Origin of the sequence: Neobacillus niacini, assembly GCF_031457145.1 — a bacterium.
Taxonomy (GTDB): Bacteria; Bacillota; Bacilli; order Bacillales; family Cytobacillaceae; genus Neobacillus; species Neobacillus niacini_J.
The window spans coordinates 195,356-221,731 of sequence record NZ_JAVDVZ010000007.1; the positions used below are offsets into that span (position 1 = coordinate 195,356).

Sequence of the window (26,376 nt, forward strand, 5' to 3'; positions counted from 1 at the left end):
GGGGAGGAATACCATGCAAAATAGTAATCAGGGCTCATCAGCCATTTCTACAGGAAATATCTTTGCAAATCGTATTGTATTGGCGATTATGAGTTCAAATTTTTTGCTGCAGTTAGGTATTTGGATTAGAAATTTTGCCATTTTATTATACGTTACTGATATTACAAATAACGATCCGTTCTATGTTTCATTGATTTCGGTTGTTGAGTTTACACCTATCTTTATCTTTTCGTTTATTGGTGGGACATTTGCAGATCGATGGAAGCCCAAGCTTACAATGGTTTGGTGTGATATGTTGTCTGCCGTTTCAATTGGATTCGTCTTGTTAGCACTTCTTTTTGGATCCTGGCAGGCGATTTTTTTAGCAACGTTTGTTTCAGCTATTCTATCACAATTTTCTATGCCTTCTGCGATGAAACTATTAAAGCAGCATGTTCCTGGCGAACAATTGCAATCCGTTATGGCTATGTTCCAATCGTTGATGGCAATCTTCATGGTCATTGGGCCCGTTATCGGAACACTTGTCTATCAAAAGTATGGTATATATGTATCTATTGGTGTGATGGGAACGATGTTTTTACTTTCAGGTCTTGTACTGATGTTTCTTCCACGTGATGTAGAGAAGGAAAAAGCAAATGTTGAAAATAACTTTAAGAAAGAGCTGGCAGATGGATTCCGCTATGTGATGTCCAATAAGATACTGAAATCAATGGGTGGTATTTTTGCTTCATGTGGCTTAGCTGTCGGGTTGATTTCACCATTAATGATTTTTGTAGCGATGGAAAAACTCGGGCTGCCAAAGGAATCTTTGCAATGGCTGCTCATGGCGAATGGAATTGGTATGTTAGCCGGCGGCGGTATCGTGATGGCTTTTTCTAAAAAAATCTCTCCGCAAAAGCTCCTTGCCCTCGGGATTTTCGCCAGTATGGTGTTTACGGTGGGGATAGGCTGGTCAACAAGCTTTGTGATAACGATCATTTTACAGGTATTAAACGGTATGTTCTTCCCATGTATTCATATTGGGATTAACACAATAATTCTTAAATATTCAGAAGAAGCCTTCATTGGGCGTGTGAATGGTGTCCTTAGTCCGCTATTTATGGGGATGATGGTGATTGGAATGTCGGTAGCAGGTGTTGTAAAAATACCGCTGACCATATCCGGAGTTTTTACTTTATCAGGCGTGTTATTTCTAATTGGAACTTTATTGGTGATTCCGCTTTTCAAAGTAAAAGAAGAAGGGGCGCAAATCTCTATAACAGAGAAGCAACCCCAGCATTAGAATGTAAAAGGTGCATTAAGTTCAGCTTAATGCACCTTTATTATTTTCTATGTCTCCGCTGGTTAATTGCTGTTCAGCGAATTCTCGATATAAATCATGTGATTGTGTTAATTCGTGATGGGTTCCGATTCCAGTGACTTTCCCTTTTTCGATAAAAATGATTTTGTCCGCATCCACAATGGTTGATAAGCGGTGGGCGATCACAAAGGTTGTTCTGCCTTCCATTAATCGTGATAATGCTTGTTGGACGATTCCTTCGGATTGGCTGTCTAAGCTTGCTGTCGCTTCGTCCATCATTAATATTTTGGGGTTACGTAAAAAAGCCCGTGCAATCGCAATACGCTGTCTTTGTCCGCCAGAAAGTTTTACCCCGCGTTCGCCAACTTCTGTATCCAATCCATCTGTAAAGGATTGGATAAATTCATCTGCATAGGCCATCTCTGCTACTTTCCAAAGTTTTTCGTCTGAGATCTTTTCTTTATCAGGTAAACCATAGCATAAATTTTCACGAATGGTTCCTGCCATCATGGCACTTTCCTGTGATACATAACCAATTTGACTACGCCAAGATTCAATCGATAAATTTGTGATGGGGGTTTCACCAACCAGTATTTGCCCTGATGTTGGCTCGTAAAAGCGTTCAAGTAAACCAAACATCGTTGTTTTGCCCCCGCCGCTTGGTCCGGCAAAGGCAATCATTTCACCGGGCTGTGCTTCAAATGACACAATTTCAAGGACAGGCTCATCCGCACTGTAGGAAAAAGAAACATCCCTTACATGAATAGGCTTATTGGTAATATCTATTTCCAACCCTTCCTGTCCTTCTTCTAAAGGCAGCTCTAAAATATCAATAATCCTCTCGGTTGCACCTTTTGCCTTTTGTAACTGGGTAAAAAACATGGCGAAACTAGTAATGGGAAAAATAATTTGAAAGAGGTAGAGCAAAAAAGCAACAAGGGAACCCGTTGACATCGTTCCATCGGCAACTCTCATTCCACCGTACCCAATAATCATCACAATCACAATCATGACAACTAGGTACATGAAGGGAGCAATTAAAGACGTTATGCGTGCCTCTTTAAGACCAAATCCGAGTAATCTTCCAATTCCTGATAATCCTGTTGTTTCTTCATGCTGTTCCGCAGTAGAGGCTTTCATTAAACGGATTTCACTGAGCGTCTGTTGGATCTGACCAGTAAAAGCAGCCGTTTCATCCTGTAAACCGCGGGAGATTTTCGCCATTTTTCTTCCAAGGGGCATCATAATAATAAATGTAAGGGGAACAGATATTAACATTAATAACGTCATTTTCCAATCCATAATAAGGAGAATTACGATCGCACCGATAATCGAAATAATCCCTGAAATGAATTGTGGAAAATGGTTCGATATTAAATCACGGACCACACTTGTATCATTGACAATCCTGCTGACGGTTTCACCGCTTGATTGTTTGTCAAAATAATTTACCGGTAAACGGATCATTTTCATCCACATCCGTTCACGCAGACGAACGACAATTTTCTGACCGACAAAACTAAGCAGATAAATGGATACACCACTGATGATGGCTTGAAAAATAAAAGCAGCACCAATTCCAATCATCAGCGGAACACTTAAGGCAGAGACAGAGAAACCATCCACTAAGTTTTTCGTTAGTACTGGAACAAGGAGACCAGCAAATGTTGTAATAAGACTTGCAGTTAACCCGATTCCTAATGCAAGCTTAGGAATTTTCGTTGATAATATGAGGGAAATGAATGGCTTGAGACCTTCTTGATTTTTGTTCACAATGTATACTCCGATCCTAGAAAAAAGAATATTTCAATAAGCATGATACGTTCAAATGGAAGTATATGCAAATATTTTGTAAGATGGAAAAGGCAAAGAAAGAGAGGAATTAATTATCGATGAATGAATCAAAAGTGATAACAAAATCAAAAGCGACGAACGAATCAACAGCATGGCTTTTCGTTATTCTTGCAGGACTTCTTGAGATTGTCTGGGCAAGCGGATTTAAATATGAAGAAGTTCCCTCCCTTGTTGTTCTTATTGCGATTTTATTAAGTTTTGACTTAATTATTAGGGCAACAAAAGTGATACCTGTAGGCACGGTTTACGCCGTATTTGCGGGAATTGGCACGATTGGGACCGTGATTGTTGAAGTTATCTTTGAGAATGGCTCTGTTAGTCCATTAAGAATCGCCCTTATTTTATTACTATTGGTTTGTATCATTGGCTTGAAATTAACAAATAAGGAGGGTGAGGTTTAATGGATTGGCTGATGCTTATTTTTGGAGGATTATTTGAAGTCGTTGGGGTTATCGGTTTAAAAAGAACGGCCGATAAAGGTAACTTTGTCAATTATCTAATTCTAATTGGTGGATTTATTATGAGTTTCCAGCTGCTCGTTCGGGCAATGGAGACGATTCCGTTATCAACCGCCTATGCGGTATGGACAGGTATCGGAACAGTAGGGGCTGCAGTAGTCGGGATGGTTTTCTTTAAAGAATCGAAGAGCTGGCTTCGCTTAGCGTGTATTCTAGGTATTATTATTTCGGTCGTTGGTTTAAAACTCGTTCATTAATTTTATTTATGGAGGGATTAAAGTGAAGAAGTTAAAGAATCATGTAGATGAATTATTTAAAGATGTGGCAGTGAGTGATTCCTTCCCGAATTTGAACGCTACCATTTAAAATACATCGCTAAAGACCACCATAATACCGCAAAGGTCGGATATACAAACCAAATTGTTCTTTGGTGAATAATAGGCCAATTCAGGCTCATATTGTTGCAGCTGCCATGGCGGCCATTGCCGATTCAAATAAAAAAGGTCAAAATGTAAATCTTTCATCAAAAATAGCTCGGATAGAAATTAAGTTGGGATGAAAAATAAGGTCAAATAGCTAGTCATATGCACATTTCCCGATATTAGCACACTTAAAAGATAATCCTTCATAATATACACATATATAGAAAAAGACAAAAATAAAAGGAGGATTATGGGTAATTGCTGACTAGCATACATGATATACGTAAAATTCCTTGGGGGATTCCAGTCTTACTTTTTCTAAAAGGTAATAATCACTGTGTAAACGGAATTTTTAGTACTAAGTTTTTATTGCTAAACCAATTTGATGATGATAAAAAATGTGTTACGGCAAGAGAATTAAAAAAATGTAAGGTTTGTTGTGACGAATTTGTTCTTATACCTACTGATGTATGCATTTCATTTGATATTGGTTGTATTTGTGGCTTCCAAGTATTTCCTGATACCTGTGTTAGAAAATGCGAACATCCCCCGATTGAGTTTGAAGATAGTATTTGTGGGAATTTTGCAATAACGTCGGGATTTCAAGAAGCGGTCATTTGGCAATCAAACTTTGGTGATCATCAATATGGTCGTGTTTCTATTGAAGTTGAAAAGGGGGAAAAGATTGGTTTGAAATTAGGAGCGTACAATAAATTTACAAGTATGGTCGAATCATATCCTTTATTTGAAACACCATCCTACGCATTTGATCTATCCAATTATTCTTCCATAGCCATCTTTAAATCAAATTTAGACTCGGAAGTAAGTGGACAATACGAAATTGATTTAATTAGTCAAATTGAAATAAATTAGAACTTAGAAATTACTGTATAAAAGGTAAAACTTTACCAATACAGTAATACCTAAGTTTTTTCTGTGAAAATAAATATTCTTATCTCCGCCTGTATACTACGGATCAAGCGGGGGAATTCTAGCTCGTTTAAAGTACCAAAAAGGGAATTAGAAATTTTTTGTTTTTTCCAGCCATTCTTACATGAATACTGGTTTCTACATTTTAAAGAGTAAAAAGATATTAAACAGTAAACATAAAAACTAGTTAAAAACAGTAAATCAAATTGTTTCATTAAAACAGGTCCGAAACGGGACCTGTTTTTTCAATTAATTGGACTTTATTTAAATAAACTTCATTCATAAATGGACAAATAGAATTTAAGTTAATAAAAAGCCTGACCAAAATGAGGAAATAGCCGTTTCACTACATGTCCCTTATTAATATTGTAAAACATGACCTAATAATTTTTTAAAATAGGAGATGAAGGGTTTGAAAAAATGTCGTAAGAATAAATGGCATGATGATGATTGTCATTCAAACAAAAAGAAATGTGATCTGAAGCTAATCAAAGAATGCATATGTGTTGAATGGTCTGTTCCACACGGGGAAACTCAAACTGTTTTTGAAACGGGAGGTTTTGATCAATTTTTCGCTTCTGGTTTTGTCAGTTTTGATTGTGGCAGTCCACCATTTATCCGCGTTAGATTTTTCTTAGGGAATAACTTGGTTGGAGAGGTAATTAGAGTGTTTGAGGATAGCAGTGTTGCATTCACTTTTACTAGATTTGATCGAATCACAGTTGAATGCCCTGGATTTACAGGAACGCCTGATCCCGATTGCCCGACTGCATGTGAAGGTGAAATTTGTATTACGGCAAGGTTTCCTGTCAGTGTAGGTGATTAATTAACACTAGTTTATTAGACGGTATTAATGAAGGTAACCCGATTTAATAAAATATAATTTTTGAGTTGAAATTGGGGTAATCGCCGTTGCCAAGAAACTAAAGTTTAATATTTTATAGGGTAAATAAGAAATGAGGTGGATTTTCTTGTCTTGCAAAAAATGCAATGGGCATGATGATGATTGTGAATGTCATGATCATCATTGTGATTGTAATAATGACGATTGTTTAAGAAGAAAGAGGAACAATAAAGCTAAGCGAGGACCCACCGGGCCAACCGGGCCAACTGGGCCAACCGGACCGACAGGACCAACCGGACCAACAGGGCCGACAGGACCAGCCGGAGCAGTTGGAGCAATTGGTGCAACCGGAGCAACTGGTGCAACAGGAGCAACCGGACCAACCGGACGAACCGGACCAACCGGACCAACCGGACCAACCGGACCAACCGGACGAACCGGACCAACCGGACCAACCGGACCAACCGGACCAACCGGACCAACCGGACCAACCGGACGAACCGGACCAACAGGACCAACAGGACCGACAGGACGAAAAGGACCAACCGGACCGACAGGACCAACTGGACCGACTGGACCGACAGGACGAAAAGGACCAACCGGACCGACAGGACCAACTGGACCGACAGGACGAAAAGGACCAACCGGACCGACAGGACCAACTGGACCGACAGGACGAAAAGGACCAACCGGACCGACAGGACCAACTGGACCGACAGGACGGACAGGGCCAACCGGACCGACAGGACCAACCGGACCGACAGGACGGACAGGACCAACCGGACCGACAGGACCGACAGGACCGACAGGACCGACAGGACCAACCGGACGGACAGGACCAACCGGACCGACAGGACCGACAGGACCAACAGGACGGACAGGACCAACCGGACCGACAGGACCAACCGGACCGACAGGACCAACCGGACCGACAGGACCGACAGGACCAACCGGACCAACAGGACCGACAGGACCGACAGGACCGACAGGCCCAACCGGACCGACAGGACCGACAGGACCAACAGGCCCAACAGGACCGACAGGCCCAACCGGACCAACCGGACCAACCGGACCGACAGGACCAACCGGACCAACCGGACCAACCGGACCGACAGGACCACTAGGACCAACAGGGCCAACCGGACCAACCGGACCGACAGGCCCGACAGGCCCGACAGGACCGACAGGACCAACAGGGCCAACAGGACCAACAGGACCGACAGGACCGACCGGACCAACGGGACCAACGGGACCAACCGGACCAACAGGACCGACAGGACCGACCGGACCAACAGGACCAACAGGACCAACCGGACCGACAGGACCAACGGGACCAACCGGACCGACAGGCCCAACCGGACCAACAGGCCCAACCGGACCGACCGGACCAACGGGACCAACCGGACCAACAGGACCGACAGGCCCAACCGGACCGACCGGACCAACGGGACCAACAGGCCCAACGGGACCAACGGGACCAACCGGACCTAGAGGACCAACGGGACCAACCGGACCGACAGGACCAACGGGACCAACCGGACCAACCGGACCTAGAGGACCGACAGGACCAACGGGACCAACCGGACCGACAGGACCGACAGGACCGACAGGACCGACAGGACCTAGAGGACCAACAGGCCACAGTGCAATTATTCCATATTCATCGGGTAGTGAGGTTACAATAATTTCTGTAGCTGGTGGTTCGGCCGATACTGGTGCTGTTATTGCATTTGGTGACAGTTTTACTAATGCAGGTTTTGGTGGAGCTACTATAAATCTACAAGGTGTTGTTAACAATGCTTTTGTAGTACCTCGTCCTGGGGCGATTACGTCAGTAGGAGGTTTCTTTAGTATTAGAAAAGACATTAACCTTAGTTCCGGAAAAGCAACTATTCAAGCCCAAGTTTGGAAATCACAAACCTCTAACTCGAATATATTTGAGCCACTTCCAGGAACGCTTGTATCATTATCTCCAATATTAACAGGAGTGGTGATTGTAGGTACAAATGTTTCAAATGTACTTTCACCAATAAATGTGCCAGTTGCAGCAGGAGATCGTTTAATAATGGTATTTACTGTGGTATCTACTGGTATAACTGAGGCACAATCAGTTGTAGGAGTTGCAAGTGCAGGTATTACTATCGATTAAAAAAATCTAAAACTATGAGTTAACGATTATTTAGGTCAACCAAAATTTGGTTGACCTTTTATATTGACTATTTGGACACATATTAAAGTATGATACTGTAATCGTATGCTCAGCTTTTTATCAAACGTAACGAAACCAATGGGAGTTGAATATATTGGGGGTGGAGGTGATGTTACTTTGAGAATTGTGCAAATAGCCCCGGATGTTTTTCCAATTCCACCTAATGGCTATGGTGGGATTGAAAAAGTGGTTTATGATTTAACTGAGGAACTGGTAAAAAGAGGACATGAAGTTTATGTATATGCACCCCGTGGAAGTTCTACCAGTGCTAATCTTATTTCCTACCAGCATGATGGTATTTGGCAGTTTGAGGAGATGGTCAGTCGTGTTATAAATACACTACCTGAGAATATTGATATTATCCATGATCATACCCATGATTCTCTCATTGGGAAATTGAACTTACCTATACCAACCTTATGCACCATACACGTTGATCATGGCAATGGGGTAAGCAATCAAGTATTTATTAGTAAACGCGCAAGAGAATTTTTAGGGAGTCCAAACGAAAGATACGTTTATAATGGACTTTATCCATCGGAATATGATTTTAGTTATGAGAAAGAAGATTATGTTCTTTTTTTTAGCAGATTGGTTCAATTTAAAGGACTTGAGTATGCCTTGGACGTTGTAGAGAAGACAAATGATAGGCTCATTATAGCAGGCCCTATACATGATCAGTATCTTTTTGAAACGGATTATAAGCCAAGGATACAATCAAACCCAAATATCGAGTATGTAGGAACCATTGCAGGAAAACAAAAACAAGAAATATTAAAGAAAGCAAAATGTCTATTATTCCCAGTTGTTTGGGAGGAACCCTTTGGCCTTGCCATGATAGAAGCGATGGTTTGCGGAACACCTGTTCTGGCGTTTCCAAATGGTGCAGTCCCTGAAATTTTGGAACAATTTCCAGATTTTATCTGTCATTCCGTTGAAGAAATGATAGAAAAAGTTCGTGCAAATTCCTTTCCATACCCTGATCAGCTTCGGAGATATGTAATTGAACGTTTTTCAGTTAACAAGATGACCGATGACTATTTGGCTATCTATCATGAATTAGTGGATTGTAACAAATAGTAATCATTATGACTGCTAAATAGTAAGAAAAAGACCCGCATATCATATGCGGGTCTTTACCTTTAATCTACCTGTATTTGCAGATGTTTCTTTACAGAAACATTGTTTTGATCCAAAAATATTGATTGAAGCAAGACATGATACTTACCTGTCGTTTGATATGTTCCTTTTGGTGGCAATTTTACATATCCTGTACTACTCCATTGATTAATATTCGATGTTGAAACTAATTTGGTTCCCCCTGTCCAATCAATGAGTGTAAAACCAACACCTGCACGGTTAGCTGAATTGTCGTAATAGGCATTGACAGCTTCTATCACAACAGTATGTTTCCCTTTTTCTAGGAAAAGTGTTCCATTTTCAGGCGGTAAGTCGTAGCCGTTTTCTACTATCCCCCGTTCGAAATATCCCCCTTTATATGCTATTGGTTTTCCATCAAGATAAACGATGGCAGCATCATCTGCGAAATGTAGGAAGAAATGAATATGCGTAGGTTTATCAAGTTTAAAGGTTGACAAGTAGAAAATGAGTCCGCTTGGTTCCCCCCATCCGCCATAAGGAATTTCGTTTAGCCACATACAATCAGTTTCTCCAATATGACTATGCGTTACAGACTTAGTGAACTGGTCTGTTTCAAATGTAGGGTGATAATCCCAATAGTAAAATGGTACTTGATTATCTGCAGGATTAGGTGTGTCCAAGTGAAGTGTTTCGTTTGTCTTTAGCCTAATGATTTGATCGTGATTCTTCTTTGCTAGTAATGGTTTTGAGATAATATGGGATGTTTGTTCTTTTATTTTCCTTAAGCTATTTTTATATCCATAAATATCTTTCCAAGGGTGATGGAGTGCCATCATACAAATTTCGGGATCGCTAAGCCCGTGTCGCTTAAAAATCTTTTTTAGATTTTCTGCATTTCCATCAACCCCGCGGAAACTTATGGGATGCTCCTGATGATATCCTACCGTGTTGTCAATACTCCGAAATTCTACTCCGATTTTCGAAAGTCGGTAACCAAGTTCCCAATCTTCAAGACCATAATGGAAGAACTCTTCGTTAAAGCCGCCAGCACGGAGGAAATACTTCTTCCCCACTGATACCCCTCTTGTTATAAAGAGCATCCATGGGGCAACATCTGTTTTTTTACATTCCTCTTTAACTTCTTCATGTAATAACCAGTCTGAAACCAACCGTAATTTTTGATAATTTCTTTCTCGAATATCTTCCGGAGTTACGATTGAAATAATTTCAGATGAACGTAAGAAGGAATTTTTCCATAATTCATATGGAGTCAATCGTGTTTTCATCATGTCTTTTTCCCAGCTTGAAAATTCCGGATAATAATGAGTATAAGCACCAATCCACGACTCAGGTACGACAGATAGGGAAACATTTTCTTTAGAATCATGTCCATTTATGAATGTTTCAATGAAGGTGGGGAATACGACAAAGTCAGAATCACAAAAGATTAGGATAGGACCATTTGAATGTTTCACACCTTGATTTCTTGTAGCAGCCCTTCCTCTTTGTTTCTTCGTTGATGTATAAATCAAAGGAAAAGGAGATTCAGCTTGGTAATCTTTAATAAATTGTTCAAGTTCATCGCTAGAACCATCATTAACGATAACGACTTCAAATCGGTCTAAAGGATAAGTCTGATTCTCTAAAGAAGCTAAAGTCAATTTTACTTGATGGACCCGATTGAACGCAGGAATGATCACGCTTGCTTCAATCGACATAAATTTTCACCCCTTGGAATAACGTTACTTATAAATGTTTGTAATAGGAGACATTTAAATAGTATGTTTAACCAAATTACAATGTGTATATTTTTTTGGAATGTGTTTAACGTTTTCCTTTAAGAAGTCATATATTATAAAGAATTTCAACAAAGAATAAACTTCGTATTCAGGAGTGATAGCGTGTTAGAACGTGTCTCAATTATAATCCCATTTAAAAATGATTTTGGTCCTAGAACACTTGCATTTGAGTGGATTAAAAAGTTTTATCGTGCAATGTTACCTGAAACAGAAATTTGTATTATTGAAACTGATAGTAATCCTTACAATAGGTCAGAAGCGATAAATAATGGGGCAAAAAGAGCAAAGAATGACATTTTTGTGATAGCGGATTGTGACATTTTTTATGATCCCCAAATTCTTTTAGAGGCAACAAAATTACTAAATGAGTATGCTTGGGTTATACCATTTCGATATGTCCGGAATCTTTCTAATAATCAATCTATAGAAATATTCCATAATGAACCAAAATGGCCGATAGAGACTGAAATTACTGATTTTGAGTTTGTTGATTTCCAGCCTTACAAAGGAGCAAAGTTATTAGTAGTGACAAGAGAAAATTTTGAAAAAGTTGGCGGTTTTGATGATCGATTCATTGGCTGGGGACGTGAGGATGAATGTTTTACATTTGCCATAGATACATTATGTGGACCGTCTATTCGTCTTGAGCATACGATTAATCATTGTTGGCATCCATTCGTTGGTTCAGCAGGAAATCCGAATATTGAACAGAGTAACCAGCTTTGGTGGAGATATGCTACGGCTAATGGGAATGTAGAATCTATAAAGAAAATAGTTGAGGAACGCCGAAAGGGAAACAGTTAATCGTGTAATTCGTAAAGACCATTTTCTTTATTGTGAGGTGATCTTTTTGTGCCAACAATTAGTCTTTGTATGATTGTAAAAAATGAAGAGGAAGTTTTAGAGCAATGCTTGAATAGTGTAAAAGAAGTATGTGATGAGATTATTATTGTTGATACTGGCTCAACGGATAAAACGAAAGAAATCGCTTCGACATTTACGAACCGGATTATTGATTATAAATGGATTGACGATTTTTCTGCGGCTCGGAATTATGCCTTTAGTAACGCTACAATGGATTTTATTTTATGGTTAGATGCAGATGATTCTATACAAAAAGATGATCTTGAGAAATTAAAGGCTTTAAAAAATGACCTAAATTCGACCATTGATGCTGTGTCAATGATTTATCATTATGGCTTTGACGAAAAAGGAAATCCAAATTTCATTTTTAGAAGAAATCGTCTTGTGAAACGATCAAATCAATTCAGATGGCATGGACCGGTACATGAATATTTGGAAGTACGGGGAAATATTATACATTCGGATATAGCGGTCTCGCATAATCGGGACATGAAACAGAATATTCCCTCACGCAGGAACATTACAATTTATGAGAATCGATTGAAAAAAGGAGAAGTCTTTGCACCAAGAGATTTGTATTATTACGCAAATGAATTGAAGGATCACCAAAAATATAGAAAAGGAATTAGATATTACGATAAATTTTTAGCAACAAAGAATGCTTGGGTCGAAGACGAAATAATGGCCTGTTTTAGTAAAGCCGAATGTTATCAAGCACTTGGAGAGAAGGATAATGAAATGAATTCATTACTTCAAAGTTTAAAATATGATTGGCCCAGACCAGAATTTTGTTGCAAAATGGGTAATTCTTTCATGGAGAAGAGGGAGTTTGAAACTGCAGCCAAATGGTATCACGCTGCATTAGAGAATAAAAAAACAGACACTGGGGGATTTCAAAATCTAGATTACTCTACCTGGTATCCCCATTTGCAATTATGTATTTGTTATTGGGAATTAGGGGACCTTGAAAAATCTTGTGAACACAATGAGAAAGCTGGAGAATATCGCCCAGATGACCCAAGTGTATTATCTAATCGAACTCTATTCAAATAACATTATGCAAAAATTTCAACTTTATTTTCTTTTTCAATTTTTTTTTCAATATGGTCTCAATTCCATTGAAATGTCGTGAAGGTAAATACTTCAAACCATTCAAAAGTTATTTATAATAATAAAAGGATGAACTAAAAATGCATAAGGTAAAAAAAGCCATTATCCCGGCAGCCGGGCTCGGAACAAGATTTTTACCAGCAACAAAAGCTATGCCAAAAGAAATGTTGCCGATTGTAGATAAACCAATGATTCAATATATAGTTGAAGAAGCAATCGAATCTGGAATCGAAGACATTATTATCGTTACCGGAAAAGGAAAACGTGCGATTGAAGACCATTTTGATTCTGCCTTCGAATTGGAACAAGCCCTATTAAAGAAAGAGAAGTTCGACCTATTAGAAAAGGTTAAGGAACCATCGAGAATGATTGATATACATTATATAAGACAAAAGCAACCAAAAGGCCTGGGTCATGCTGTGTGGTGTGCACGAAAATTTATCGGTAATGAACCTTTTGCCGTTTTGCTAGGTGATGATATTGTTCAAGCAGAAACCCCTTGTTTAAAACAATTAATCAATGAATATGATCGTACACATTCCACTGTTATTGGTGTGAAAAAAGTTCCGGACCACCAGACAAATAGGTATGGGATTATAGAGCCCTTTCACCAGATAGAACGTTCTTTTCAAGTGAAGAATTTTGTTGAAAAACCAAAATTAGGTACCGCTCCATCAAATTTAGCGATTATTGGCAGGTATATTTTTACACCAGAAATTTTCATGTTTTTGGAAAACCAAGAAATTGGTGCCGGTGGAGAAATTCAACTTACAGATGCGATTCAAAAATTGAATAAAATACAACGGGTATTTGCTTATGAATTTGAAGGGGAAAGGTTTGACGTAGGAGAAAAACTTGGTTACATTCAAACAATTATTGAATTTGCACTTAAGAAGGAAGAATTAATGGAAGATTTATTAAAATTTATGGAGAATAAATTAAATAGGAAATAGTCAGGGAAATGTACCGTTCAAGTTGCGGAATGGTTAAAAAAGCAAATCAATAAATAATATTTAATGATGTGTACCTTTGAAAGGTGCACTTTTTTATGTTATCAAAAAGCAGCGTAAAACCTCTAGCTTTAGATATGGGGATATAAGCTGTATTTTTTTGGATAAAGTCAGGGCTCCTACTATACTTTCTATCAAACTATTTGTTATAATGAAAGTATAAATAGAACGTTTGTTCTTTGTGAGGAGGTGAACGAAATGTATAGTGCCTATAAAATACAAATACATCCGGCCCATGAATTGTTTGATTACTGTGATACTCTATGTTTTAAAGCAAAAAATTTGTACAACATTACCAATTACTATATTCGACAGGTTTACACGGCTCTAAATAAAGAAATGAAAAATGAAAATCAACTCCAGGTTCTAATGGATATTGAATTACATTTAAGTAAAATGAATGAGATTCGCCAGAAAAGCTATGAAATAGCAAAGATGAAAGCTAAGAAAGTAGATAAAAGCGGCAAATTAATTGATTCAAAGTTGAAGCCATTTGAGATGCCCCATCATAAAAAATCATTTATTGGATATGGCTTTGTGGAAGCCTTATTTAAAGTGATGAAACAAGTAGATTACACTTCTATGCCCTCCCAGTCCAATCAACAAACGATGAAAAAAGTTTATGATGATTGGAAAAGTTTCTTCGAAGCCTTTAAGAAATATAAAATCAATCCTGCCAGCTTTTCCGGTAAGCCAAAGATTCCAAGATATAAACAGAAAAATGGAAGAACCACGTGTTATTTAACCAATCAAATAACAAGGATCAAAGAAGGTAATGTTCTTAAATTACCAGGAACCCATCTTCAATTAAGCTTGGGTAAGGTTGCTTGTTCCGAAGGAAAACTACAACAGGTTCGAATTGTCCCCTCCTATGGCCGCTATGTAGTGGAAGTCATTTTTAAAGGTACACAAGACAAGGAAATTCATCGTAGTGAAAAGCAATTTAATGAATTTGTATTTGAGCCTAAACGAGTAATGGGTATTGATTTGGGCGTTGATAACCTGGCAACTATCGTCGATAATATGGGGCTAAAGCCTCTCCTTATCAAGGGCACAAGGTTAAAATCGATCAATCAATACTATAACAAATTAAAGGGCAAGTACATGAGTATTATTCGAAATGGGAAAAGTCCCAAAGAAGGGATTTTTAACACTAAACGAATGATATCGTTGGATCGAAAAAGAAATAACCGAGTCATGGATTTTATGCATAAAGCTAGCGCTAAAGTGGTGGAAATTGCTCTAGAAAGAAACATCGATACAATTATCATTGGAAGGAATGTTGGCTGGAAATTGGAGGTTGATATGCAAAAGGCAAATAAGCAAACCTTCATCCAAATTCCATATGCGACTTTCATTGAAATGATTCGATACAAAGCTGAGCGAAAAGGTGTTCAAGTTATTGATAGGGAAGAAAGCTTTACTTCCAAGTCTAGTTTCTTGAATCATGACCCCATTCCAACATTCGGAGAAGAACATCAAACCATTTTTAGTGGGTATCGAAGCACTAGAGCTTTCTACAAAATTAAGGGCTCAAAAGTTCTAATCCATGCAGATGTAAATGGCGCCTTTAATATCGTTCGAAAACATGTAAAGAATGCCTTTGAAGGACTCGAAAGAAAACACTTCCTTCAAGCTCCACAGAAAATCATCATCATGAAAAATAGACATGCAAAGCTGAAGGCTTCGGCCTGATGTAGTAGCGGGACTTGTGGTAGCCCACGTAAAGACAATGGTGCTTTTTAAGACTATTCTTTCGAAACCCCTAGCTTTAGCTATGGGGATATTCATCGATAGCCATTGGCCTATGATCATTGAAGAATGATAAAAGATAAATATTCAAAGGGTCGGCTTAACACTTTGCTAAATGTGAAGGCGTATCAATAGTAGAAAACATCTCTCGAATTTATATCGGGAGATGTTTCGCTTAAATTATTTAGTTAACTTTTCAAGTTCAGAGAAAACAGCTTCATAATCTTCTTTCTTGTCTGCTTTAAAGGAGGTGTTTATATAGGTAATGCTTCCATTTTTATCGACAACAAAGACCGAGCGGATGGCGACTTCCCCTTTTTCGTTAAACACCTTGTAGGCTTTGATTGTCTGCCTGCGCCAATCGGAAGCTAAAGGATAAGGCAATGTCCCCATACTGGCGGCAAAAACTCTGTGCGAATGAATATGATCCGCACTGATTCCAATAACTTCTGCACCTAACTGTTCAAACCTTTTGTAATCCTCTTTCCAAGAGGAAATTTCTTTAATTCAGCCGGGAGTAAAATCCATTCCATAAAAGGCCACAACCACATTCTTTTTGCCTCTGTAATCTGAAAGTGCGAGGGGGTCCTTTGTTGTTGCAGGCAGTGAAAAATCAGGGGCAACATCCCCAACATTCAAGGTTGCTTCCAAGATAACTCCTCCTTTCTCGAAACAATATCCTTTCCTAGGTTTCCCGGTTAATGAAAAAATAGACAAAAAAGATGGTGCCTGGCACCATCTTTTTACTTTATAGATATGGCCTGGCTCCCAAATTGGGTCCAGCTGGTTACAAAGTCTTTAAAATTAGCTGATCTGTTTTGGTCACGATAGAAGGGGTCATTAAAATAGACGCTGCTTTCGTCATACCCTGTTACTAGAACAGAATGGGTTTTGAAAGTGATTTTCATTTCTCTATTAGTCGTATTCCAGGTTTCCCAATGTTCTTCTGGTAAAAAAGTAAATTTACTGCCAACAATAACCCAAACCGGTTTACCCTCGTTCAGTTTCTTTTGCACAGCAGAAAAACGTTCTCCAGTCATATTATCAATTTTGTTTGGCAGGTATTGATTTGCAAGGTCTTCGATCACTTCATGGTAAACAGCTAAGCCAGGTTCGTTATATGTATACATATTTCCTACAAATCCATGATGGGGATTCCCATAAAAGCCGTCGCTTAAGAAAGGAACCTTAGGGACCTGATCGGCGAGGGTAAGCTTATCAACTGTAACACCAGCAAAGTTTAATAACATGGCCAAGCTTGTTACTTCACAGCCTCTAGGAAGTTCTGGGAATTGCTGTATAGCTGGAACACTTAAAATGACGCGCTCTTTTAGCAGGGGTTCATTTTGATATGTTACGATTGTTCGGTCTAAATGGACATCTGATCTAAATTCAGCTCTGGTTTTCAAGGGAACAAGTGAGGCATAAAAGATTGGTACGATTAGCAGGAGGCTAAAAAAGGCAACTTTATGTTTATTATTATTCATATTTTATCCCTCCTTTTATATAAATCTCTTAACCTATTGAATTTTTAGCTGCTTGTTAAGGTCAAATTTAATTTTTCCTACATTACTATTAATTCCTCATATTAATAATATTCTCCTTCATTAAAGTAAGGATAAAGTCCCGATTCTTTTACAATGATATTGCCTCTCAAATGTGCCTTGAAATAGAAATCCAAAAAATACCTATATTGAGGTTTACGAGGTTAATACCTTCTATATGTCACAAAATAGTCAGAAATGAGTGAAAATAGTTCTCAACTACCTGTTGACGAGAAAATTATCACTGTTTATAATCAATGTATAAGACATTGATAATGATTTTCAATGCCGATTATTTTTGTAAATGAGTGAAAACTATTCTCATTTGAATTTATTGTGTCTATGAGTGATAATTATTCTCATTGACTATCATTTTGTTTATTATTGATAATGATTCTCATTTAAGGGATAATCATAGAAAAATAGAAATGTTGGGGACTGCCATGAAGAAGAAAAGATATTTACTACTAGCATTAATAGGATTATCTGCTGTTTCCTTGTTTGTTGGCGTTAGCAGTATATCACCAATGGACCTGTTAGATGTTCAATCGGAGGAAACCCAGATTTTCCTAATAAGTAGACTTCCAAGGCTTGTAGCTATTTTACTTGCAGGAGCTGGAATGAGTATTGCTGGCCTAATTATGCAGCAGCTCAGCAGAAACAAATTTGTTTCGCCGACCACGGCTGGAACGCTAGACGCAACCCGGCTTGGTATTCTAGTCTCTATGTTGTTATTTGCAAATGCAACCATGCTTGAAAAAATGGCTGTAGCCTTCGCCTTCGCGCTTGCTGGTACGTTTGTATTCATGAAAATTCTAGACAGGATTAAGTTTAAAGACGCTATTTTTATTCCGCTAGTTGGTCTTATGTTCGGTAATATCTTGTCCTCAGTGACCACTTTTTTCGCGTATCGAGCTGACGTCATTCAAAATATGTCTGCTTGGCTTCAAGGCGATTTTTCCATGATTATGAAGGGGAGATATGAACTTCTGTACATAAGTATTCCAATCCTAATCATTGCTTATTTCTATGCCAATCGCTTTACCATAGCTGGTATGGGCGAGGATTTTTCAAAAAATCTTGGGCTTGCCTATCGTCGTATTGTGAATATTGGCCTCATCCTAGTAGCGCTAGTAACGACAACAGTTGTATTAACAGTAGGGATTATCCCTTTTCTAGGCCTGATTATTCCTAACATTATTTCGATTTTTAAAGGTGATCATTTGCAAAAAACTTTACCGCATACAGCACTCCTTGGAGCTATCTTCCTTCTTATTTGCGATATTTTAGGAAGAGTTCTAATCTATCCCTATGAGATTTCGATCAGTCTCATGGTTGGCGTAATCGGAAGCGGAATTTTCTTATACTTACTGTTCCGGAGGAAGGCATATGCGTAACTCAGTAAAGTTGATGATTCTCGCATTGATCGCTGCGGGGGTTTGTGCCATTTATTTATTTCATGAATTAAACGGAAGTTTTGGATATGCTCTTCCAAAACGAATGATAAAAGTGTTAGCAATGGTGTTAACGGGTGTCACGATTGCCTACGCAACCGTTGTTTTTCAAACCATTACTCATAATAAAATCTTAACACCAAGCATTATGGGGCTGGATTCACTTTATCTGCTCCTACAAACCTTAATTATTTTCTTTTTAGGTTCCGGTCACATGATTATGGTCAATAAGCAGGTGAATTTTTTACTCTCAGTTGTCGTAATGATCATATTTGCTCTTCTTTTATACAAGTTTTTATTTAAAAAGGGCAATCAGCCAATCTACTTTTTACTACTAGTCGGAATCATAGTCGGAACGTTTTTCTCTAGTATCTCAACCTTTTTTCAGGTATTGATTGACCCGAATGAGTTCCAAATCGTTCAAGACCGCATGTTTGCAAGTTTTAATAATATCAATTCAGACTTAGTCTGGCTGGCGATTATCATCGTATCACTTGTGATGATTTATGCATGGCGTTTTTTAAAGTATTTAGACGTGTTGTCATTAGGCCGTGATACAGCTATTAATTTAGGTGTTCCGTATGATTCGATTGTCAAAAAAATGCTGGTGATTGTGGCAGTCTTCATTTCCATCTCGACTGCTCTAGTAGGACCAATTACCTTTTTTGGTTTAATTGTTGCCAATCTGTCCTATCAATTTTTCAAAACATACAAACACACCACACTGATAACAGGTGCGATTCTCATGAGTATTGTCGCTCTTGTTGGCGGGCAATGGGTAGTCGAACGAGTTTTTACCTTTTCGACCACGCTAAGTGTCATTATTAACTTTATTGGTGGAGTGTATTTCATCTATTTACTGCTAAAGGAGAGGAAAGCTGCATGATACAAGTCCGAGCGTTGACAAAGTTATATGGGAAAAAGTCGGTTGTTGAGGATGTAACGGTTGATATCCAGCCGCGGAAGATAACAAGCTTCATCGGACCAAATGGAGCAGGTAAATCAACACTATTATCCATGGTAAGTCGGCTTCTTGATTCAGATACAGGTGAGGTACTCATCGATAAATCGGATGTTAAAAAGATGAAGTCGAATGAGTTTGCCAAAAAGGTGTCGATTTTAAAACAGTCTAACTACATGAATGTTCGCCTGACCATTCGTGAACTTGTTTCCTTTGGAAGGTTCCCCTATTCGAAAGGGCGGCTGACGCAGGAAGATGAGCGAATTATCGAACAATCACTGGAATATATGCACTTAACTGATATGCAGGATAACTTTTTAGATGAATTATCTGGAGGTCAAAGGCAGCGGGCATTTATCGCAATGGTAATTGCTCAAGATACCGAGTACATTTTGCTTGATGAACCGTTAAACAATCTAGATATGAAGCATTCCGTCCAGATTATGAAAATCTTACGTCGCTTGGTCGATGAGCTTGGAAAAACAGTTGTTATCGTACTCCATGATATAAACTTTGCGTCCGTTTATTCCGACCGAATTGTCGCAATGAAGGATGGTAGGGTCGTGAAAGATGGACCTACGGAAGAGATTATTCAATCAGCCGCGTTAAAAGAAATTTATGATATGGATATTCCGATTCAGCAAATGAATGGCTGCCGTATCTGTGTATATTTTGGATCATAATAATAAGGGGAGATAAGTATATGAAAAAGTGGAGTTTTCTATTAGTTATGTTTTCAATGATTTTGGTATTGGCAGCTTGTGGTGGTGCGAAGGAAGAAAGTAAGACAAAATCAGCAGGAACGGAAACGGCGAAAGCTGAAAAGATGACGATTGAGCATAAGTATGGAGAAGCAGTAATTGATAAAAACCCAGAAAAAGTAGTTGTATTTGACTTCGGAATTTTAGATACATTGGATGAATTAGGTGTTGAAGTAACAGGTGTTCCACAAACAACTATTCCAGCTTATTTAGAAAAATACGCTGGTGAAAAATATACAAACGTTGGCAGCTTGAAAGAGCCTGATTTTGAAGCGATTCATGCTATGCAGCCTGATGTTATTTTTATCAGTACTCGCCAAGCTGAATTATACGAACAGTTCGCAGAAATCGCTCCAACTGTGTATGTGGAATTAGATTATACAAAATACATGGAGTCCTTTGAAAAGAATATGAATCTTGTCGGTGAAATTTTTGACAAGAAAGATGAAGTGGCAAGTGCGGTTGAAGAAATTAAAGCGAGCGTTGAAGATTTAAACAAAAAGGCCTCTGGACTTGATAAAAAAGGGTTAATTGTCCTAGCAAATGAAGGAAAAGTGAGCGCCTATGGACCAAGCTCTCGTTTTGGCGTGATTCATGATGTATTTGGTTTCGGTGCGGCAGATGAGAAAATTGAAGTATCAACCCATGGTCAGAGTATTACCTTCGAATACATTATGGAAACAAATCCTGACGTATTGTTTGTCATTGACCGTAACTCAGCTGTAGGCGGAGAAGCTGGTGCTGAAAAAGTAATCGAAAATGAACTTGTGAAAAAGACGACGGCCTTTAAAGAAGATAAAGTTATCTATCTTGATCCAGACGCTTGGTATTTAAGCGGAGGCGGATTACAATCTGTAAAAATGATGGCTGAAGAAATCGAAGCAGCATTATAAAATTTAAGCCAGGTTTATTCCTGGCTTTATTTATAGGGAGGGATTTTGATGTTTTATCAAATTAAAAGAATAGTGGTTAAAGAGGGATTTAGTAATCAGGTAGTTGAGGGCTTTTCTAATCGGGGCGGTTTGCTGGCTCAGCAGCCTGGATACCTAGGGAAGCAGGTACTGGTAAAAAAGGTTCGCCGTGGTGAAGAGGAAGTAATGGTTATGGTTAACTGGGAGTCTGAAGAGGATTGGAAAAATTGGGAGAAAAGCCCGGAGCATATTGCCGGTCATAAGGCGAAGCCGAAGGCAGAAAAACCTGAGTATATTGTTGAATCGAGTCATGACCTTTACTATGTAAAAGGGTAATCGTTAGGGATTAAAATTAGAGAGGCTTACACCGAGGGTAGATTGGAATGACCTTAGGTATCAGCCTCTTTCGTTTAATTTTTTTCTATTTCTACGTTATTTTCTTCAGCTAGGGCATCAAGCTTATCATTATAGTCTTCGATTTGCAGACGGCCCTCTTCTAAAAGTTTATTGGCTTCATCAATTATATTGGAATCCTGCTTTTCGATGGCTTCTATTATCTTTTCAAAGGCACTGAATTGTTTCTGTACTCCTGAAAGGTAGATTGCATGAATCTCCTTCAGTTCATCTGTTTCAATGTTTACGGACTCTAATTCGTTGAGTAACTTTGTATAGGTTGGAATTACTGCAGTTACCAGAGCATTATGCATGGTTTGATCATCCGTGTAATTAGCACCTGCAACCCCTTCATACGCAGAAACAGCCTTCACTTCGAGGTTCTGTGCTGATTTCAAATCCTCATTTATATAATTCAAAATGTCATCCTGAACAGGTCCCCCACACCCAGCCAAAACAAGCAAACACCCAAACACCATTACAGCCAATATGCGCTTCACCATCACTCCACCTCCACCCGACCATTATATGAACCAACGGAAGTCCACTATGTATGAAGAAAATGTGGGAAAAAGTTCTGATTGTCCACCTGGGGTGGAAAGTGTCCACGGGCGGTGCCTGTCACCAATCTCCACTAATTTTTACCAATTTTCAAAAAACAATTATATGCCTATCAATCTTTGTGCCAGTCCATCATTAGATAAAGAAAGAAGATTAATTATGGATAGGGGATTGAAATGGCGAAGAGGAATAGAGGCAAAACGGTAAACTACCTGCCATCAAGGGGCCGCGGGACATGTCCGTTGTGTGGGAGGACAAGAATAAAGCTGTTATATCCACATAAAACCGAAACCAACCAAACCGTCAAAGTATGCAAAAACTGCCGGTTAAAAAAATACTAAACTATGTTCCTAGGGAGTTTCCTTAGGGACCTTTTTATGGCTTAAAAGGTATTTAATGAGATTTTTCTAATAATGAAAAATAGTATTGAACAAAGCCTGTTCCACTATGGACCAGGCTTTATTTTATAGTTATCTAGTTCCATTTTTTGTAGACTGTCATAAAGTACAAGTTTATTAATCCCATTGACTAAGTAATATTTTTCTTTATAAATCGCATGGATGATTTTTTTAATTGTTTCTGTGTCAGTTTCGTTCTTTTGTAGATTTTTAATAAAGAGATTAAGTGGAATTGGTTCATGTTCCTTATGTAAGGGTGGCTGCAGGTAAATGATTTTGTTTACCTTTTTGTAATGATTTCTTTCGAAGAACTGGTTTCTTTTCACGCAATTTTCTTTTTCCTCACTTGTATGAACCATATCTTGAGTTTCCGTTTCAAGAATAATTTCTTCCAGGTTGGAGTTTCCTGCTGTAATTGCATCCTGGTTTAATAATTCTTCCATTTTCATTAATGTTTTCGAACCTACTCCTTTACTTCTAACTAGAGGATCTGTTGCGATATAAACAATAAATCCTGCATTTACCTCCTCTAAATAGTGTCCAGTTGCAAAGGATACAAGTTGTTCTCCATCTAAGCCTAACAAGAAACGAAAGCTATTCGGCTTTCGATTTTTCGCATAGTGTAGCCCCTTTATAAAAACTTCATGGGGTTCTCTCACCTCAATGGGAAATACTAAATCATATAATTTTAAAACCTTTTCGAAGTGAAGCAAATGATCAATGGTAACTTCATCCCATGTAATTGTCATGAAAAACCCGCCTTACTCATGTGCAAATCTATAATGGTATCACTATAATTGTACAACAAATATTTAATATATAAAAACAAGGGGCACCTGGCTTTTATATTTATGCAGGTATTCCTATTGTACGCAGAGAAATACTTATACAATATCAAATGGAGGGTAGATTGCATGGCTTATACAGAAAGAGAGATTATCGCAGAATCGAATATGTATCATGTTAGCAATGTAAAACTAAATGAATATTTAGATGACGCACGAGCAGAGTGGTATAAATATAGTGTTAACGCAGGTGTTGAATCCGTAGTAGTACATATCAGTGCAGATTATAAAAAGGAAATCTTCCCCAAGGACTTGCTGCGAATTAGAACCTCGCTTGAACGGGTAGGGAATACTAGCTTTACTCTTAAGCATACTGTAATGAATCAAAGAGATGAACTGGCTGTATCTGCTGAGGTAGTGCTGGCAACCATAGACCGTCAGAAAAGAACAAAGGTTGCTGTTCCGAACGAGATTCGCAATCTTATGGATATTCCTGACGCTTTGGATTTGACTCTATTAAATAGGCAACAAAAAAATCCCTAGGAATCTGTATCCTTAGGGATCTTTTCGATTCACCTATTCAAACTTTGGTGACATGCAGGGTGTTGAATGACCAAAACAATGAAACCCATGCTTTTCTAGTATGGGCCGGCTCATATGGCTTGCATCGACCATGAGTAACGGGTAACCGTTGGCTGCAGCTTCACGTGCACGAATGGCTAAAAGGGAACTGTAATAGCCCTTTTTCCGATAATTGGCTAGGGTTGAACCTCCCCAAAGGCTGGCAAATGGTGTCCCTTCATGAAGATACATCCAAGCAGCACTGACTACTTTCCCATTAACGAAGGCTCCGTAGAGGGAAAGGTGAGCAGTACTGTCATGAAAATCCCGAACAAGACGCTGACCTAAATCCTGATGATTCTCGCTCCAAACATCTTCTTCGAGTTTCATAATATCCCAGATTTCCTGTTCATTTATGATTCTTCTTATCTCTGGCTGAACAGGTATATCAAGTAACAGATTTTCCTTAGTTAAATCAGAAATCATGAGTGCCTCTGATTCTTCTATTGTAAACCCTTTTTTTAGCAATCTTTCCTTTAAATCTGATGGCTTATCGTAATCATATACCTTCCACTCAAATTGCTGTTTTAATTTTTTATAATAAGCAATTTGTTCTTCGATGACACGGTCAGCGTTTGATTCATTCATATTGGAATAAGTTATAAACCCAGGTTCGTTCGTTAAGGACACCTTCCTGATAACAGAATCGGTCTGCTCCCTTCGAGAGTCAGGTTCAATAATATCAATCCGTAAATGTTTATTAAAAAGATCAAGTATTTCATCACTCTTCATTAAAGGTCTCCTCTGAGAAGTAATTCTATAGGTACATATTCTAGCATATAGAGATTTTTTCCTGTTAGGCAGCTATTTTATTTTAACCTTTTTTTTATGAAGTCTGCGAGTTGCTTAGGATGATGTGGATAATGGATAATTTCAACTTTCTAAATCCATAATAAATACATTTGATTCAGGAAAATTGAGGGGGGCAATATGTCCATGAAACGGCATGGGAGATGGGTTTTTCCAGTTGTTATTAGCATTTTATTAATGGGAACCTTTATGAGGTCAATTGAGGCAGATGTTAATAGTGGTGATAGTAGAAATATTATTTTTCTAATTGGTGATGGGATGGGCGTATCATTCACTTCAGGATACCGCTATTTAAAAGACAATCCAACTACTATAGAACTTGAATCAACAGAGTTTGGACCATATCTTGTTGGTCAACAGACAACCTTCCCGAATGATTCAAGGCATAGTGTAACAGATTCGGCAGCTTCAGCAACAGCAATGGCAACCGGTGTAAAAACCTATAATGGGGCAATCGGGATTGGAACTAATCACTCAAAATTGAAATCAGTTCTGGAAAGAGCAAAGGAAAAAGGGAAAGGAACAGGGCTTGTTGCTACCGCGCAAATTACCCATGGCACCCCTGCCGCTTTTGGCGCTCATGTTTCCCACCGGAAAAGCATGGCTGCGATTGCTGATGAGTATTATCAGGATTTAGTATCCGGTGAGCATAAAATTGATGTAATGCTTGGCGGAGGTTCAGATTGGTTTATCCGTAAAGATAGGAACCTTGTAGAGGAGTTTGTTAAAGATGGCTTTAGCTATGTAACAAACCTTGAAGGGATGAAAAACGACCATAATACCCAGGTGTTAGGGTTGTTTTCAAAAGGCGGTCTGCCGAAAATGATTGATCGGTCAAAAGAAACACCTTCTTTAGCCGATATGACAACTTCTGCATTAGAGCGATTAAATCAGAACCCAAATGGATTTTTTCTTATGGTCGAAGGAAGTCAGATTGACTGGGCAGCACATGACAATGATATTGTTGGAGCTATGAGTGAAATGGAAGATTTCGAGAAGGCATTTAAAGTGGCCATTGATTTTGCGAAAAAGGATGGACAAACATTAGTCATCGCAACAGCTGATCATTCAACCGGGGGATTCACAATAGGTGCAGAGGGGCAATATAATTGGTTTCCTTCTGTGATAAAGGCTGTTAAGCGCACACCTAATTTTATAGCTGCAGAAATAGTCAAGGGAGCAGCGGTCAAAGAAACCTTAACGAAGTATATCGACCTTCCTTTAACAAAAAATGAAATAAAATCAGTAGAAAGAGCAGCTAGAACAATGAAAGCAAAAAACATAGACAACGCCATTGAAGAAATTATAAACATCCGGTCCTTCACAGGCTGGACAACCAGCGGGCACACAGGCGAAGACGTAAACGTCTATGCATACGGACCAGGAAGCAAACGCTTCGCAGGTCAAATTGACAACACCGACCATGCAAAAATCATCTTTGATATACTGAAATAATTTGGTGCCTGTCACCGCTCGTGGACAATGTCCATCTCAGGCGGACAGTTGTTAGGCAGCTCTTTGTAA

At 38.7% G+C, this 26,376-nt stretch carries 26 protein-coding genes; 19 read left to right on the forward strand and 7 right to left on the reverse strand.

What is annotated here, in order from left to right:
- Positions 1–13 precede the first annotated feature (13 nt).
- Positions 14–1,282: an MFS transporter gene (locus tag J2Y03_RS17675; protein WP_310196200.1), complete on the forward strand. Its 1,269-nt coding sequence runs from the start codon at positions 14–16 to the stop codon at positions 1,280–1,282.
- A gap of 21 nt (positions 1,283–1,303) precedes the next feature.
- Here the strand turns inward: J2Y03_RS17675 and J2Y03_RS17680 are convergent, their stop codons facing one another.
- A complete protein-coding gene (locus J2Y03_RS17680) occupies positions 1,304–3,076 on the reverse strand; it encodes an ABC transporter ATP-binding protein (RefSeq protein WP_396954220.1) in 1,773 nt (590 codons plus the stop codon).
- Between the two features lie 116 nt (positions 3,077–3,192).
- Here J2Y03_RS17680 and J2Y03_RS17685 point away from each other — a divergent pair, with 116 nt between their 5' ends.
- The 7 genes from J2Y03_RS17685 to J2Y03_RS17715 all read left to right on the forward strand — a co-directional run bounded on the left by J2Y03_RS17685 (position 3,193) and on the right by J2Y03_RS17715 (position 9,097).
- Positions 3,193–3,555, forward strand: a complete 363-nt coding sequence (locus J2Y03_RS17685; RefSeq protein WP_310196203.1) for a DMT family transporter — start codon at positions 3,193–3,195, stop codon at positions 3,553–3,555.
- Positions 3,555–3,869, forward strand: coding sequence for a DMT family transporter (locus J2Y03_RS17690; protein WP_310196204.1), 315 nt, complete (start codon positions 3,555–3,557; stop codon positions 3,867–3,869). Before J2Y03_RS17685 ends, J2Y03_RS17690 begins: the two co-directional genes overlap by 1 nt.
- Before the next feature lie 173 nt (positions 3,870–4,042).
- On the forward strand, positions 4,043–4,171 hold the full coding sequence (locus J2Y03_RS17695; protein WP_310196206.1) for a hypothetical protein: 129 nt from the start codon (positions 4,043–4,045) through the stop codon (positions 4,169–4,171).
- Between the two features lie 121 nt (positions 4,172–4,292).
- Complete coding sequence (locus tag J2Y03_RS17700; RefSeq protein ID WP_310196207.1) at positions 4,293–4,907, forward strand: S-Ena type endospore appendage; 615 nt, start codon at positions 4,293–4,295, stop codon at positions 4,905–4,907.
- A 469-nt stretch (positions 4,908–5,376) separates the two neighbouring features.
- Complete coding sequence (locus tag J2Y03_RS17705; RefSeq protein ID WP_310196208.1) at positions 5,377–5,790, forward strand: S-Ena type endospore appendage; 414 nt, start codon at positions 5,377–5,379, stop codon at positions 5,788–5,790.
- Between the two features lie 145 nt (positions 5,791–5,935).
- On the forward strand, positions 5,936–7,957 hold the full coding sequence (locus J2Y03_RS17710; protein WP_310196210.1) for an exosporium glycoprotein BclB-related protein: 2,022 nt from the start codon (positions 5,936–5,938) through the stop codon (positions 7,955–7,957).
- Between the two features lie 186 nt (positions 7,958–8,143).
- Complete coding sequence (locus tag J2Y03_RS17715) at positions 8,144–9,097, forward strand: glycosyltransferase family 4 protein (RefSeq protein WP_310196391.1); 954 nt, start codon at positions 8,144–8,146, stop codon at positions 9,095–9,097.
- 62 nt (positions 9,098–9,159) lie between these two features.
- Here J2Y03_RS17715 and J2Y03_RS17720 read toward each other — a convergent pair whose 3' ends face one another.
- On the reverse strand, positions 9,160–10,836 hold the full coding sequence (locus tag J2Y03_RS17720) for a glycosyltransferase family 2 protein (protein WP_310196212.1): 1,677 nt from the start codon (positions 10,834–10,836) through the stop codon (positions 9,160–9,162).
- A gap of 183 nt (positions 10,837–11,019) precedes the next feature.
- Here J2Y03_RS17720 and J2Y03_RS17725 point away from each other — a divergent pair, with 183 nt between their 5' ends.
- From J2Y03_RS17725 to J2Y03_RS17740, 4 genes are all read left to right on the forward strand, one after another.
- Positions 11,020–11,721 carry a galactosyltransferase-related protein gene (locus J2Y03_RS17725; protein ID WP_310196214.1) on the forward strand — a complete coding sequence of 234 codons (702 nt, stop codon included), beginning with the start codon at positions 11,020–11,022 and terminating at the stop codon, positions 11,719–11,721.
- Between the two features lie 48 nt (positions 11,722–11,769).
- Entirely contained in the window at positions 11,770–12,834 is a 1,065-nt protein-coding gene (locus J2Y03_RS17730) for a glycosyltransferase family 2 protein (protein WP_310196215.1), read from the forward strand.
- Between the two features lie 137 nt (positions 12,835–12,971).
- Positions 12,972–13,844, forward strand: coding sequence for a UTP--glucose-1-phosphate uridylyltransferase GalU (galU, locus tag J2Y03_RS17735; RefSeq protein ID WP_310196217.1), 873 nt, complete (start codon positions 12,972–12,974; stop codon positions 13,842–13,844).
- Positions 13,845–14,099: 255 nt separating this feature from the next.
- Complete coding sequence (locus J2Y03_RS17740; RefSeq protein WP_310196218.1) at positions 14,100–15,596, forward strand: RNA-guided endonuclease InsQ/TnpB family protein; 1,497 nt, start codon at positions 14,100–14,102, stop codon at positions 15,594–15,596.
- A gap of 237 nt (positions 15,597–15,833) precedes the next feature.
- Here the strand turns inward: J2Y03_RS17740 and J2Y03_RS17745 are convergent, their stop codons facing one another.
- Entirely contained in the window at positions 15,834–16,370 is a 537-nt protein-coding gene (locus J2Y03_RS17745; RefSeq protein WP_310196220.1) for a redoxin domain-containing protein, read from the reverse strand.
- Between the two features lie 26 nt (positions 16,371–16,396).
- Positions 16,397–17,140, reverse strand: coding sequence for a C39 family peptidase (locus J2Y03_RS17750; protein WP_310196222.1), 744 nt, complete (start codon positions 17,138–17,140; stop codon positions 16,397–16,399).
- Positions 17,141–17,640: 500 nt separating this feature from the next.
- Between J2Y03_RS17750 and J2Y03_RS17755 the strand changes: the two genes are divergently transcribed.
- From J2Y03_RS17755 to J2Y03_RS17775, 5 genes are read left to right on the forward strand one after another with little or no spacing between them, the layout of a single operon-like run.
- The gene (locus J2Y03_RS17755) at positions 17,641–18,594 is read left to right on the forward strand and encodes an ABC transporter permease (RefSeq protein WP_310196224.1); all 954 of its coding nucleotides are present in this window, start codon (positions 17,641–17,643) and stop codon (positions 18,592–18,594) included.
- Positions 18,587–19,537: an iron chelate uptake ABC transporter family permease subunit gene (locus tag J2Y03_RS17760; RefSeq protein ID WP_310196226.1), complete on the forward strand. Its 951-nt coding sequence runs from the start codon at positions 18,587–18,589 to the stop codon at positions 19,535–19,537. Before J2Y03_RS17755 ends, J2Y03_RS17760 begins: the two co-directional genes overlap by 8 nt.
- On the forward strand, positions 19,534–20,295 hold the full coding sequence (locus J2Y03_RS17765; RefSeq protein ID WP_310196228.1) for an iron ABC transporter ATP-binding protein: 762 nt from the start codon (positions 19,534–19,536) through the stop codon (positions 20,293–20,295). The genes J2Y03_RS17760 and J2Y03_RS17765 overlap by 4 nt, the downstream gene beginning before the upstream one ends.
- Before the next feature lie 20 nt (positions 20,296–20,315).
- Positions 20,316–21,266, forward strand: coding sequence for a siderophore ABC transporter substrate-binding protein (locus J2Y03_RS17770; protein ID WP_310196231.1), 951 nt, complete (start codon positions 20,316–20,318; stop codon positions 21,264–21,266).
- 48 nt (positions 21,267–21,314) lie between these two features.
- On the forward strand, positions 21,315–21,620 hold the full coding sequence (locus J2Y03_RS17775; RefSeq protein ID WP_310196234.1) for an antibiotic biosynthesis monooxygenase family protein: 306 nt from the start codon (positions 21,315–21,317) through the stop codon (positions 21,618–21,620).
- Positions 21,621–21,694: 74 nt separating this feature from the next.
- Here the strand turns inward: J2Y03_RS17775 and J2Y03_RS17780 are convergent, their stop codons facing one another.
- Both J2Y03_RS17780 and J2Y03_RS17785 read right to left on the reverse strand, forming a co-directional pair.
- Positions 21,695–22,180, reverse strand: a complete 486-nt coding sequence (locus J2Y03_RS17780) for a hypothetical protein (RefSeq protein WP_310196236.1) — start codon at positions 22,178–22,180, stop codon at positions 21,695–21,697.
- Positions 22,181–22,683: 503 nt separating this feature from the next.
- A complete protein-coding gene (locus tag J2Y03_RS17785; RefSeq protein ID WP_310196239.1) occupies positions 22,684–23,385 on the reverse strand; it encodes a GNAT family N-acetyltransferase in 702 nt (233 codons plus the stop codon).
- Between the two features lie 165 nt (positions 23,386–23,550).
- Between J2Y03_RS17785 and J2Y03_RS17790 the strand changes: the two genes are divergently transcribed.
- Positions 23,551–23,964 carry an acyl-CoA thioesterase gene (locus J2Y03_RS17790; RefSeq protein WP_310196242.1) on the forward strand — a complete coding sequence of 138 codons (414 nt, stop codon included), beginning with the start codon at positions 23,551–23,553 and terminating at the stop codon, positions 23,962–23,964.
- 33 nt (positions 23,965–23,997) lie between these two features.
- Here J2Y03_RS17790 and J2Y03_RS17795 read toward each other — a convergent pair whose 3' ends face one another.
- On the reverse strand, positions 23,998–24,774 hold the full coding sequence (locus J2Y03_RS17795) for a GNAT family N-acetyltransferase (protein WP_310196245.1): 777 nt from the start codon (positions 24,772–24,774) through the stop codon (positions 23,998–24,000).
- Between the two features lie 255 nt (positions 24,775–25,029).
- Between J2Y03_RS17795 and J2Y03_RS17800 the strand changes: the two genes are divergently transcribed.
- Positions 25,030–26,307, forward strand: a complete 1,278-nt coding sequence (locus tag J2Y03_RS17800; RefSeq protein ID WP_396954221.1) for an alkaline phosphatase — start codon at positions 25,030–25,032, stop codon at positions 26,305–26,307.
- The last annotated feature ends 69 nt before the right edge of the window (positions 26,308–26,376 follow it).